8 protein-coding genes are annotated in these 12,948 nt (G+C 68.6%); 2 read left to right on the top strand and 6 right to left on the bottom strand.

What is annotated here, in order from left to right; translation table 11 throughout:
* The 5 genes from LGM42_RS18355 to LGM42_RS18335 form a co-directional block, all read right to left on the bottom strand.
* Positions 1-1,099: AMP-binding protein (locus tag LGM42_RS18355; protein WP_226232823.1), on the bottom strand; the 1,099-nt coding region annotated here is incomplete at its 3' end.
* A 250-nt stretch (positions 1,100-1,349) separates the two neighbouring features.
* Positions 1,350-3,230, bottom strand: a complete 1,881-nt coding sequence (locus tag LGM42_RS18350) for a sigma-70 family RNA polymerase sigma factor (RefSeq protein WP_226232822.1) — start codon at positions 3,228-3,230, stop codon at positions 1,350-1,352.
* On the bottom strand, positions 3,214-3,528 hold the full coding sequence (locus LGM42_RS18345) for a high-potential iron-sulfur protein (RefSeq protein WP_059583268.1): 315 nt from the start codon (positions 3,526-3,528) through the stop codon (positions 3,214-3,216). Before LGM42_RS18345 ends, LGM42_RS18350 begins: the two co-directional genes overlap by 17 nt.
* Before the next feature lie 98 nt (positions 3,529-3,626).
* Positions 3,627-4,829, bottom strand: coding sequence for a c-type cytochrome (locus LGM42_RS18340; protein ID WP_060968396.1), 1,203 nt, complete (start codon positions 4,827-4,829; stop codon positions 3,627-3,629).
* A gap of 80 nt (positions 4,830-4,909) precedes the next feature.
* A complete protein-coding gene (locus tag LGM42_RS18335) occupies positions 4,910-6,631 on the bottom strand; it encodes a methanol/ethanol family PQQ-dependent dehydrogenase (RefSeq protein WP_059583265.1) in 1,722 nt (573 codons plus the stop codon).
* A gap of 432 nt (positions 6,632-7,063) precedes the next feature.
* Between LGM42_RS18335 and LGM42_RS18330 the strand changes: the two genes are divergently transcribed.
* On the top strand, positions 7,064-9,385 hold the full coding sequence (locus tag LGM42_RS18330) for a TonB-dependent receptor (protein WP_226232821.1): 2,322 nt from the start codon (positions 7,064-7,066) through the stop codon (positions 9,383-9,385).
* 38 nt (positions 9,386-9,423) lie between these two features.
* On the opposite strand, the gene LGM42_RS18325 is transcribed toward LGM42_RS18330, so the two are convergent.
* Positions 9,424-10,401: an alpha/beta fold hydrolase gene (locus LGM42_RS18325; RefSeq protein WP_226232820.1), complete on the bottom strand. Its 978-nt coding sequence runs from the start codon at positions 10,399-10,401 to the stop codon at positions 9,424-9,426.
* Positions 10,402-10,748: 347 nt separating this feature from the next.
* Here LGM42_RS18325 and LGM42_RS18320 point away from each other — a divergent pair, with 347 nt between their 5' ends.
* On the top strand, positions 10,749-12,806 hold the full coding sequence (locus tag LGM42_RS18320; protein WP_226232819.1) for a sigma-54-dependent Fis family transcriptional regulator: 2,058 nt from the start codon (positions 10,749-10,751) through the stop codon (positions 12,804-12,806).
* Positions 12,807-12,948: the final 142 nt, after the last annotated feature.

Below are 12,948 nucleotides of genomic sequence, written 5' to 3'. Positions count from 1 at the left end.
TCGCGGTCGGCGCGGTGTAGAACACGGTCACCTTGTGATCGCCGATCATCTTCCAGAAGCGCCCGGCGTCCGGATACGTCGGCACGCCCTCGAACACGACCTGCGTGCCGCCGCACGCGAGCGGCCCATACGTGATGTACGTGTGGCCCGTGACCCAGCCGATGTCGGCCGTGCACCAGAACACGTCGTCGGGTTTCCAGTCGAAGGTCCACTTCATCGTCTGCGCGGCCCACAGCAGGTAGCCGCCCGTGCTGTGCTGCACGCCCTTCGGCTTGCCGGTCGAGCCCGACGTATACAGGATGAACAGCGGATGCTCGGCGCCAACCCAGGTCGGCTCGCAGCGGTCGGATTCGCCATCCGTGAGTTCGTGCATCCACAGGTCGCGGTCCGCATGCCAGTCGATCTTGCCGCCGGTGCGGCGATAGACGATCACGCTCTTGACCGCTTCGCAGCCGCCCAGCGCGATCGCCTCGTCGGCGATGCTCTTGAGCGGCAGCGTCTTGCCGCCGCGCGCCTGTTCGTCGGCGGTGATGAGTGCCACGGCGCCGACGTCGACGAGCCGCTCGTTCAGCGATTTCGCGGAGAAGCCGCCGAACACGACCGAGTGCGTCGCGCCGATGCGCGCGCAGGCCTGCATCGCGACGATGCCTTCGATCGACATCGGGATATAGATGACGACGCGATCGCCCTTGCCGATCCCGCGTTTCTTCAGCGCATTGGCGAAGCGCGACACGCGTGCGAGGAGATCCGCATAGGTGACGCGGGTGACGGTGCCGTCATCAGCCTCGAAGATCACCGCGACGCGCTCGCCGTGGCCGGCTTCGACGTGGCGGTCGAGGCAGTTGTACGACGCGTTGAGCTCGCCGTCGTCGAACCATGTGTAGAACGGCGCGTTGCGCTCGTCGAGCACGGTCGTGAACGGCTTGTGCCACGTGAGGCCCTCGCGCGCGAGGCGCGCCCAGAAGCCTTCGTAATCCTGCTCGGCCTCGGCGACGAGCGCGCGATAGGCCGGCATGCCGGAAATGGTCGCCGTCTTCTCGAGCGCCGCGGGCGGCGCGAACTGACGGGTTTCGTGAAGAACCGATTCGATCTTGGACAAGCGTGTCTCCATGCGTTCGTGTGATTCCTGCTGCGCTCGTGAAAACGCAACATGCATGCCAGTTGCGCGACCGGGGCGCGACTGCGGCGAAAACCGCGGCAGCCGGGCGGGTGGCGCCCGATCCGGTCGGCCCTGCGGTGTTGCGAATGACGGCGCGAGGCGGCGCGGCGTTCAGAAATGCAGCAGGTCGTGTTGCAGTCCTGAGCAGTGGATGGGCGAGCCGGCAGGCGGTCGCCCCGGCATGGCCGTGTCAGGCGAGCAGTGAACGCAGCGCCGGCGCGTGCCGGAATTGCCGGATGCGTTCGAGCGCCGCTACCTCGAGCTGGCGGACGCGCTCGGCCGACAGGTTCAGTTGCCGGCCGATCTCGCGCAGCGAATACTCGTTGTCGACATCGATGCCGTACCTCAGCCGGAGAATCCACGCTTCGCGTGCGGGGAGGCGGTCGATCAGCGCGGCGACCGCCGTGCGCAACTGACCGGCGCTCGCCGCCTCTTCGGGTGTCGGCGCGTCGGGGTCGATCGTGACGTCGCACAGCGTCAGATCGTGATCGGGCGAAACCGGCAAATCGGCGGAGATCGGCTCGCGCACGATGCTCATCAGCTCGCGCACCTTGTCGACCGGCAGCCGCATCTGCGTGGAGAGCACCCGCGCGTCGGCGACGTCGCCGGTTCGTTGCCGGTGGATTCGCGCGAGCCGCGACAGCTTGTTGAGCGTATCGACCGTATGCGCGGGTACGCGTATCGTGCGCCCTAGATCGGCGAGCGCATGCGTGATCGCCTGCCGGATCCACCATGTCGCATACGTCGAGAATTTGAAGCCGCGCCGGTGGTCGTAGCGATCGACGGCCTTCATCAGGCCGATATTGCCTTCCTGGATCAGATCGGGGAACGGCAGGCCGCGATCGGCATAGCGCTTGGCGACCGACACGACGAGCCGTAGATTGCTCTGGAACAGCTTCGTTCTCGCGGGTTGCATCGCGCGCTCGATACGCGAGAGCCGCGCATCGAGCGCAATCGCGATGTCGAGCGGCAGCGGAGACTCGGCGGCCAGGCGCGCGAGCGCGGTGCGCGCGTCGATCAACGCCGGCGCGTGGCGGGCGAGGGCGGTCGCGCAATCGGGATGCGCGGCGCTGTATGCGTGTAGCCACGCGCGTACGTCGTCGCACCGCGTGAATAGATCGTGGCGCGTGGAATCGACGCGTATGCTCGCGGCGGCCAGCGTGTCGACGAGCCGTTTTTCGACTGTGCGCGCTTGCGTCGCGCGCTCGCGGTTCGTCTGTCCGATGCGTTCGATCGCGCGCGAGGTGAAGCGGATGCTGCCGGTCAACGCGGCAGCGTCGCGCAGCAGCGCGCGGTAAGTCGCCGACTCGAAACCGTCCGCTCGCAATGCGTGCTGCATCGCCGATGCCAATGCACCGGCACGCTCGAGCGCCCCGACGACCGTATCGCGCCACGCCGGGCTGTCGAGGGAAAGACCGGCGTCGTCGTCGGGCGCGGGCGGTGCCATGATCGGCTCGTCGGACGACATCGTCGCCGCATTCGCGGGCGGCTCGGCTTCACCGGCGAACCCCGTCACGTAAGCCGATGCCGCCACCTTGCCGGCGCGGACGTCGTCCGCGATCGCCGCGACGACGGCGAGTGCCGCTGGATCGCGGCTCAATGCGTCGACGCATGCGGCGCGGCCGCTTTCCAGACGAAGCGCGAGCGCGATTTCCTCGTCGCGTTCGAGCAACGGTGTCGCGCTCATTTCCCGCAGATAGAGCCGGACCGGGTCGTTGGTCCGGCCCGCGAGCAGGTCGTCGGCCGCGAGCGGCGTCGACGCGTCGGCCAGCGTCGACGCGACTTCCGTCACCTGCGCAAAATGGCCGTCGAGCGTCCACGCGGTGCGCGCGCCGACATGCTCGCGTACGTCGATGCCGAACTCGCGCAGCATCGACGCCGCCGCGTCGAAATCCGCGCCGTCGGCCGCATCGTCGGGCAGCGCGTCGGCGATTTCACCGTGCGTCACGTAGCCGCGATCGAAGCCCAGCGCGATCAGCGCATGCAGATGCGCGGCGCGATCGGGGGCCGCGCCGCGACGCGACGCGCCGTCGCGCTCGCGAGCGGGCCCGGCGTCAGGCGAGCTTTGCATAGACGTTGCACCAGCCTTCGGCGGCAACCGTCTTGCCCGCGAACATCGGGCACGTACCGAAGGATTCGCCCGCGGCAGCCTTGTAGAAGCGGCAGTTCGAACACGTCTGGCCTGCCTGATACTTCGGGAACTTGCCTGCGTCGACGGCGGCCGCCTTGGCGCGGTAGCCGAGCGTCTTCGCCGTCGCATCGTTTTCGTCGACGGGCGGGGCGGCCGCGAATGCACGGGGGCCGGCCGCGAGCGCGGCGCACAGGCCGGCGGCCTGAACGAAGAAGGTTCTGCGATGACGGGAGATCATGATGGGGTCCTGAATGAAATGAAAAGAAAAAGTCCGGCTCGCGCGCCGGACAAACTGCCCGGCGCGGCGGTCGATCGAAACGAAGGTGGGCGGGCGGATTACTTGCGCGGTCCGGCGATGAGCGGCGCCTTCGATGCGTTGGCGATCTCGGCGGTCAGCTTGCTCTTCGACGCGTCGTAGCCGTTCGAGTAAAGCAGGAACGCCATCAGGTCCTCGTACTCCTGTGCGGTCATCTTGCCGGGGCGATCGGCGGGCATGTTGCTCGACATGTACAGGAAGATGCCGCCGACCGTGATATGCGACTTGCCCTCGGGCGCGAACGATTCTCCGCTCAGCGCGGGCGCGGTATTGCCCTCGAGCTGATCGCCGTGGCATTTCGCGCACGCGTCGCCGTAGAGCTTCTTGCCGTGCTGCACCTGTGCCTGATCGAACGACGGGACGCCGCCGCCTTCGCTCGTCGACACCTTGATGAAGCCGCTCCTTGCCGGCCGCTGTGCGGACGCGAGCGCGCCGTCGAGAAACCGGCCGGGCACGCGTGTGGCGGCTTGCGCGATGTCGTCGGGCAGCGTCCAGCCGCGCGTGAGCGACGCGAGACGACCGTTGCCGCTCATCTGCGACAGCGTGGCGTCGATGCGCTTTTGCAGTGCGTCCTTGCCCGGCCCGAACGCGAACGACAGTTGCCAGTCGGAGTACGGCGACGACGTCGCCGCGACCTGGAACCGTTGTTTCGGATGGGCTCGCTCGTACGCGACGACGCTCGGATACCAGACGATCGCGCGCTGCGCACGGCCCGCGGCGAGCGCGCCGATCGTTTTCTCGCTGGTGTTCTCGAGGTCGAAGCGGGCGTTCGTCTGCTGCGCGGCGATCAGTTGCGACGGGCTGCCGTACGTGGCCGCGATCGTTTCCTTGGCGCCGGTCGGCGCTGGCGCGTCGCGCAGCGACACGCTGACGTAGCCGGAGCGCAGATAGCCCTGCGAGAACGTCATCCTGGATCCCGACGCATCGGCGATCGCCGAACGCGGGAAGCCGGCGATCACGTCGCAGTCGCGTTCGAGCGATTTCGTCAGCTCGCTGGCGGAGATGCCGTCGTCGTCGCCGTTGTCGTCCACGCCGTGTTTGTTGAAGGTCGCGGCGATGCCCGCGGCGCGGAACACTTCGCGCGCAACGGAGCGGTCGAGCGCGGTGGTCGGGCTGCCGGGCAGCGTGCAGACGCGCACGCCGGCCGACGCGGCTGCCGGTGTCAGCGCCACGCCCACGGCGAGCAGACTGGCGACGGTAACGGAAGTGAGGCGAGTATTCATGATCGTATGTCCGGTTGAAGCAGGTGGGACGTCGCGCCCGCATCGGGCGCATGCGGGCGCGACTCGGGCGTGGCGCGTGTTCAGTTCAGCGCGAACACGTACAGCGTGCCGCCGCGCGGAACGTCCTTCGCGATGTCGGCCATCGGGCCGCCCCAGATCGGGTTCGCGCCGCCATAGCCGGCGAGCACGGCGACATATTCCTTGCCGTCGACTTCATACACCGACGGTTGGGAAATGATGCCGCTCGCCAGTTGCGGGCTTTCCCACAGCACCTTGCCGGTCGCCGTGTCGAACGCGTACAGGTGGCCGTCGAGCGAGCCGCTGAACGCGAGGCCGCTCGCCGTGGTCGCGACGCCGCCGTTCCACGGCTTCTTCGACCAGTGGCTCCACAGCTTCTTGCCGGTGTTCACGTCGATGGCCGTCAGTTCGCCGTAGCCTTCGCTGCCCGGTTCGGGCTTGATCTCGAAGCCTTCGCCGAGATACGGCAGGCCTTCCATGTAGCTGACCGACTTGCCGGTCAGGCTCATGCACGCATGCAGCGCGGGCACGACCGCGATGTTGCGTTCCTGGTCGTACGAGATCGACCACCAGTTCTTGCCGCCGAGGAAGCTCGGGCACGTCTCGATCGTCGTGCCGGCCTTCGGGAACTTCGATGCGTCCTGGATCGGCTTGCCGTCGGCCGTGTAGCCGGTGACCGACAGCGCCTTCACGAACGGCGTCGCGTAGATCAGCTTGCCGGTCGTGCGGTCAATCGCATGGAAGAAGCCGTTGCGGTCCGCGTGGATGATCGCGTCGTAGTCCTTGCCCTTGTACTTGATGTCCGCGAGGACGGCCGCGTTCACGCCGTCGTAGTCCCAGGTGTCGTTGTTCGTGTACTGGTAGTGCCACTTCAGGTTGCCGCTCTTCGCATCGAGCGCGAGCAGCGAATCGGAATACAGGTTGTCGCCGGGGCGCAGCGCGGCGAGCCACGGGCCGGGGTTGCCGACGCCCCAGTACAGCGTGCGGGACGCGGCGTCGTACGTGCCGGTGAGCCACGCGGCGCCGCCGCCATGGCTTTGCATGCCGTCGGGCCAGGTTTCCGCGCCCTTTTCGCCGGCGGCGGGGATCGTGTAGCGTTTCCAGACCTGCGAGCCGTCCTCCGGATTCAGCGCGGCGATGTAGCCGCGAATGCCGTATTCGCCGCCGGACGTGCCGACGACGATCGCGCCGTCGATCGCGAGCGGCGCGAGCGAGAACGCGTAGCCGAGGCCCGGCTCGAACATCTGCTTCTTCCACACGAGATTGCCGGTCTGCGCGTCGAGCGCCGCGACTTCGCCGTTCAGCATCGCGATGTAGACGTTCTTGCCGTACAGCGCGACGCCGCGGTTGACGACGTCGCAGCACGCGGTCTTGAACGACGCCGCGCCGAGCTTCGGCTCGTATTTCCACAGCTGCTTGCCGGTCTTCGCATCGAACGCGTAGACGTTGTCCTTCGGCGTCGTCACGAACAGATAGTTGCCGTTGACGATCGGCGTGGCCTCGAAGCCCTGCTTCAGGTCGGCGGGGAACTTGTATGCCCACACCTGCTTGAGATCCTTCGCGTTCGACGTGTCGATCTGCTTGAGCGGCGAGTGCGAGCGGCCGTCGTAGGTGCGGTAGTAGGTCAGCCAGCCCGGATCGCCGTGCGCATCGGTCAGGCGCTGGTAGGTCACGGCCGGGTAGTCCGCGGCCGCTTCGACGAGGCCGGGGTTCAGCGCGACGGCCGCCGCCGCCGCGATGCCGATCGTCGCCAGCCGGCTCGCTGAAGCCGAGAGTTTCTTCATGGTTGTCTCCTGAGTCATTGTGGTCGCACCGCCGCGAACGATTCGTCGCGCCGGCACGGTTGGGGTTTCCGGGCCGAGTGCACTGTCCGTTACGCAAGTCGCATGCCATCGGTGTCGCATGCCGGTATGACGCGGCATACCGGCGTATCGCAGGGGAAGCACGCACGGGCGGTTCGCGCCATCGCGTCGACGCAGGTGTTGCATTCAGGTACACCGTCGCGCGCGAAGTGTTGCCAAACATGACAGGTGGCGCAGCCCGCGCAACAGCGGCGAGTCGGTCGCCCACATTGGGTACCGACGCGATGTGCGGCGCAGCGCGCGCCACGCGTACTCGCGGCGCTGGCACGGTTCTCGCACGCCGGCTTCGCGACAACCCGTCGCCGCGCGATGCCTCGCACGCGCCGGCGGAACATGAATGCGGAGACAACGTAGATGATCAGGAGACCAAAGGCCGCCGCGCGCGACGCCGCGACGCGGCGCGGCCGGCGTGCGCGATGCGTCGGCACGGCCCTCGGCGCGCTCGCGCTGGTCGGCTTGCCGGCCGGCAGCGTGTGCGCGCAGCCGCAGGCGGACGGAGCCGCGCTCGAGCCGGACGTCGTGCTGCCCGCGGTGGTCGTCGTCGGCACCACGCCGCTGCTCGGGATCGGCACGCCGCTGTCGAAGGTGCCGGCGAACGTGCAGACGGTGCGTGCGGCGGAACTCGACGCGCAGCACCGCGCGACGCTCGCCGATTTCTTCGCGGCGAACCTGCCGAGCGTGACGATCTCGGATGCGCAGGGCAACCCGTATCAGACGGACGTCAACTATCGCGGCTTCACCGCGTCGCCGCTGCTCGGCACGCCGCAGGGGCTGTCGGTGTTCGTCGACGGCGTGCGCGTGAACGAGCCGTTCGGCGACGTCGTGAACTGGGACATTCTGCCCATGCAGGCGATCGACCGCGTGCAATTGATTCCGGGCTCCAATCCGGTGTACGGGCTCAACACGCTCGGCGGTGCGCTCGCGATCACGACGAAGGACGGCAGGTCGAATCCGGGCGGCGAAGCGGAGGTGTCGGGCGGTGCGTGGGGCCGCAAGAGCGCCAGCGTCGAGCAGGGCGGCACGATCGGCCCGAACCTCGACTACTACGCGACCGCGAACGTCGCGAACGACGGCGGCTGGGCCGACCATAACGCGAGCCGCGTGCGGCAGGCGTTCGGCAAGCTGCGCTACACCGACGCGGACACGACGCTGTCGATCGCGGCGGGCGGCGCGGACAACACGCTGTCCGGCTCCCAGACGATCCCGCGCTCGTTCCTCGACAACCGCAAGCAGGCGTATACGTATCCGGACCGGAACCGCAACAGCGCCGGCTACCTGACGCTGTCGGGCGACCGCTTCTTCGGCGAAAACGTCGAATTGAGCGGCAACGCATACTACCGGCACCTGCGCAACACGAACACGAGCAGCAACAACAATACGGATTACGGATCGGTGGACGAGGACGGTACGGTCGACACGGTGCAGGGCAGTAACGCGCAATCGACGATCGTCACCGACAGCTACGGCGGCAGCGTGCAGCTCACGCTGCTCGGCAAGCTCGGCGGGATCGCGAACCGGCTGGTCGCGGGCGTCTCGGCCGATATCGCGAACTCGAGCTACGTCGCGTCGTCGCAGGACGCGTCTTTCACCGATGCGCGCGCGGCGCTCGGCATCGGCGATTTCGTGCAGCAGACGCGCGCCAAGACGCGCAACACGAATTTCGGCGTGTACCTGAGCGACGCGCTGTCGCTGACGCCGCACTGGACGCTCACGCTGTCGGGCCGCTACGACTGGTCGAAAGCGCAGATCGGCGACGAGAGCGGCGTGCAGCCGCTGCTCGACGGCAACCACGTGTTCTCGCGCTTCAACCCGGCGGTAGGGCTCAACTGGAACCCGGTTCCGGGTTTTACCGCGTATGCGACGTACAACGAAGGCATGCGTTCGCCGACCGCGATCGAGCTCGCGTGCGCGGACCCGGCGGCGCCGTGTTCGCTGCCGAACGACTTCATCGCCGACCCGGCGCTCAAACCCGTGATCTCGAGGACGTTCGAGGCCGGCGTGCGCGGGCGCATCGGCGCCGCGACGACCTGGAGCGCCGCGGCGTATCGCACGACATTGACCGATGACATCCAGTTCATCAGCAGCCCGGCCAGCGCGCAGGGCTATTTCCGCAACGTCGGCGATACGCGGCGGCAGGGTATCGAGCTCGCCGGCCGCACGCGGCTCGGCCCGCTCGGTGTCGGGCTGTCGTACAGCCATGTCGATGCGACCTACCGTTCGTCGTGGACGGAACACAGCCCGGCGAATTCGGCGGCCGACGCGAACGGCAACGTGACGGTCAAGCCGGGCGACCGCATCCCCGGCATTCCCGCGCATACGGTGAAGCTGCGGCTCGACTACGCGGCAACGTCTGCATGGGACATCGGCACGAACGTCACGTGGCGCAGCGGCGTGTACGCGCGCGGCGACGAGAACAACGGCGACGTGAACGGCAGGATCGCGGGCTACGTGCTCGTCGATCTCGACATGCGTTACCGGGTCACGAAGCGGTTCGAGGTGTTCGCGAGCGTGACGAACCTGCTCGACAAGCGCTACGCGAGCTTCGGCGTACTCGGCCAGAATTTCTTCAACGGACCGAACCACACGTTTGACGGCGCCAACCCGGTGAACGAACCGTTCGTCGGGCCGGGCGCACCGCGCGGCGCGTGGGTCGGCGCGCGTTATGCGTGGGATTGAGCGTGTCGCCGCGTCATGGCACCAACGCGCGCGGGCCGTCACGTGAACGGCGCTGTCGCGAACAGTGCGTTCACCGCGCGTGCGATGCTGCGCGCCAGCGCCGGGTCGCTTGCCAGATGCCCGGCCTTCACGCATTCGATTCGCGCTTCGGGCACGGCTCGCGCGAGGCGCTCGACGTTGCCGACCGGGCAAACGGGATCGTGTATCCCGTGCGCGGCGAACAGCGGCACGTGGGCCCGTGCGGCCCGTCGCGCGAGCGCGAGCACGCGGCGCTCGCCGAGCCAGCAATCGTGTTGCAGGTAGTGCGCCTGGATCCGGTATTTGTCGATCAGCCGGCGGACGGTCTCGTTCGAACGGATCGCGCGCATGGGCGAGCGGCGCGTGCGTGCCGATGCGAGGATCGCGCTTTCGTATGCGTGCCACGCGAGCGCCACCGCGCGCTGCCGGGCCGCGCTCGCGCCGTGGCGCAATCGCTGCGCGCAGCGCGACAGCAGGCGATCCGGCCGGCCACCCCCGGCCGCTGCATTGAGGCGCCGCCATTCGCGCGGGGCACGCGTGCGGGACGTCATGAAGAGCCCGCGGACTTCGCGGCGCGACGTCAGGAACAGGCCGCGCAGCACGACGCCCGTCACCCGTTCCGGATGCGTGCCCGCATACGCGAGTGCGAGCGCGGCGCCCCACGATCCGCCGACGACGCCCCAGCGTGTCACGCCGAGCTGTTCGCGCACCGCCTCGAGATCCGCGATCAGCCGCGCGGTGTCGTTGTGACGCGTGCCGCCGCGCGGTGTCGACGCGCCCGCGCCGCGCTGGTCGACGAGCACGACGCGCACGCGGGTGAGGTCGAACAGCCGCAGGATGCCGGCCTGGCTGCCGCTGCCGGGGCCGCCGTGCAGCACGACGACCGGATGGCCGCGCGCGGCGCCGGCCACGGTGAAGGCGATCGATTGCGCATCGCGGCGCAGGCGTCGGCGAACGGGCGTGGGCGGCGACGCCGGCGTGTCGGGCAAGACCCGCATGGCGGGCGGCGGCGTGGATCGAATCGGGCGACGCGTCATGTCGATAGGGTTCGGGCGGAATCGAGAGGCGTAATCGTCGGCGGCCGGACGGTCGCCCGGCCCGCCCTGCGACAAAGCGAGAAGCGCGCCAGCCGCGAAGATCCGGATTCGCACGAGTAGTCACGCGCCGGGAAATCGCGGTATCACGCAGACAGGCCGTCGCGCGACGCGACACGCGCCGCCGCGCCCGGGCGATTCATTACATCCTCCTTTCGATCGGGTTGCGCGGCGCCAGCGTGGCCCGATGCTTGCTTGCAATGACGGCAAAGAGTCCGGCAGTTGACCGGAAGGATCCCCCGGAGGAGACAATGCGCGATGACGTAGAGCAGGCGGCCGGGTCACGGGCCGCGCATCCCGCTGGCTGGCCCGCACCGTCGATCCAGAAGGCCCACGAGCGCTCGGAGACGTTCGGCCTGCAGGTATCGGCACGCCCCGATTACGACGTGCTGTCGAACGCGGCGCTGGTGCTCAAGCGCGAGCAGAGCCGGGTGCTGTGCGTGCACGCGATGCCGGTGATGGAAACGCTGCACGAGCAGATCGTCAATACGCAGAGCATGATCGTGCTGACCGACGCGGAAGGGCTGATCCTGCATTCGATCGGCGACGACGATTTCCTGCGCCGCGCGGAGAAGGTCGCGCTGCGCCCGGGCGCGAACTGGGCGGAGAACCGGCAGGGCACCAACGCGATCGGCACGGCGCTGGCCGAGCTGTGCCCGATGGTCGTCCACGGCGACCAGCACTTCCTGGCCGCGAACCGCTTCCTGACCTGTTCGAGCGTGCCGATCCTCGATCCGTACGGCGACGCGATTGGCGTGCTCGACGTGACGGGCGACCACCGCAGCTATCACCAGCACACGATGGCGCTCGCGAAGATGTCGGTGCAGATGATCGAGAATCACCTGTTTACGACGACCTTTCAGGAAACGCTGCAGGTGTCGTTCCATGGCCGCCCCGAATTTCTCGGCACGCTGATGGAGGGGATCGTCGCGTTCACCGCCGACGGCCGCTTCCTGTCGGCCAATCGCAGCGCGCAGTTCCAGCTCGGCATGCCGCTCGCCGCGCTGCGCGCGCACACGCTGTCGTCGCTGTTCGACATCACCAGTGCGCAACTGATCGACCGCATGCGCGCGAGCACCGACCGGCACCTGATGCTCAATCTCGGCAACGGCGCGGTGGTGTGCGCGCGCGTGCACTTTCGCCGCGCGACGCTCGCCGAAGGCAGCCGGCCGACGGACGTCCACGATGCGGGGGCGCCGGCGGCGCGCCCGAACGCGGCGCCCGCGCCGGCGGCGGGCACGTCGGCCGGCCTGTCGCGGCTCAACTATCTCGACACCGGCGATGCGCAGGTCGCCAGCGTGATCGCGAAGGTGCGCAAGGTGATCGGCAAGGACATCCCGATCCTGATCACGGGCGAGACCGGCACCGGCAAGGAACTGCTCGCGCAGGCGATCCACAACGACTCGCCGCGCCGCGACGCGCCGTTCGTCGCGGTCAACTGCGCGTCGATTCCGGAGACGCTGATCGAGTCCGAACTGTTCGGCTACGAGGAGGGCGCGTTTACCGGCGCGCGCCGCAAGGGGGCGATCGGCAAGCTGCTGCAGGCGAACGGCGGCACGCTGTTCCTCGACGAGATCGGCGACATGCCGTATCCGCTGCAGGTGCGGCTGCTGCGCGTGCTGCAGGAGCGTCTCGTCAACCCGCTCGGCTCGACGAAGACGATCGCCGTGGACATCGCGATCATCTGCGCGACGCATCGCGATTTGCGCGACATGATCGCGCAGAACCGTTTCCGCGAGGATCTCTACTACCGGCTGAACGGCCTCGTGGTGCGCCTGCCGCCGTTGCGCGACCGCACGGATCTCGCGGTCGTCGTGCAGAAGATGCTGCAGCGCGAAGCGTTCGCGGGCCCGGGCCGGCCGCCGCTGTCGGTCGCGCCGGACGTGATGGAGCTGTTCGTGCGCTGCACGTGGCCAGGCAACTTCCGCCAGCTCGGCAACCTGCTGCGCACGGCGGCCGCGATGGTCGACGACGACGGCGAAATCCGCCGCGAGCACCTGCCGGACGACTTCTTCGACGACCTGCGGCGCGGCGATGCGCAGATCGTGCAGGCCGTCTCCGAGGCGTGCGCGTCGCCCGTCGCGCCCGCCCGGCCTGCCGCGGCGGGCGCCGGACCCTGCGGCGTGGACGCCTTCCCGCCCGCCGACACGCGTCTGCAGGATGTTGCGGCATCCGCGATCGCGGCCGCGCTGGCCCGTCACGGCGGCAATGTGTCCGCCGCCGCGCGCGCGCTCGGCGTGTCGCGCAACACGATCTACCGGAAGATGCCCGCGGCCGACGCGGCGCGGCACCCGTCTGAAGAAAGCTGATACGCGAGCCACGGCGCATCGGCCGGTGCGCCGGGTGCGCAACGTGTCACAGCCGGTGTGTCAAGTTGCAACACCGGTGTTCAACGATTCAACACCTGTCACCGTCCGAGCGCCTCGCGCCGTCCGGACGGCCGGGCGCATT

The sequence above is a fragment of the Burkholderia sp. AU39826 genome, assembly GCF_020419965.1.
Lineage (GTDB): Bacteria > Pseudomonadota > Gammaproteobacteria > Burkholderiales > Burkholderiaceae > Burkholderia > Burkholderia semiarida.
Note: the sequence above shows the minus strand (reverse complement) of the source record. Positions and strands in the feature narration are given on the sequence as shown.

Coding starts and splice junctions, on each gene's coding strand:
- LGM42_RS18350 (WP_226232822.1), bottom strand. CDS start 3,230: ATGCAAAGCTCGCCTGACGCCGGGCCCGCTCGCGAGCGCGACGGCGCG.
- LGM42_RS18345 (WP_059583268.1), bottom strand. CDS start 3,528: ATGATCTCCCGTCATCGCAGAACCTTCTTCGTTCAGGCCGCCGGCCTG.
- LGM42_RS18340 (WP_060968396.1), bottom strand. CDS start 4,829: ATGAATACTCGCCTCACTTCCGTTACCGTCGCCAGTCTGCTCGCCGTG.
- LGM42_RS18335 (WP_059583265.1), bottom strand. CDS start 6,631: ATGAAGAAACTCTCGGCTTCAGCGAGCCGGCTGGCGACGATCGGCATC.
- LGM42_RS18330 (WP_226232821.1), top strand. CDS start 7,064: ATGATCAGGAGACCAAAGGCCGCCGCGCGCGACGCCGCGACGCGGCGC.
- LGM42_RS18325 (WP_226232820.1), bottom strand. CDS start 10,401: ATGCGGGTCTTGCCCGACACGCCGGCGTCGCCGCCCACGCCCGTTCGC.
- LGM42_RS18320 (WP_226232819.1), top strand. CDS start 10,749: ATGCGCGATGACGTAGAGCAGGCGGCCGGGTCACGGGCCGCGCATCCC.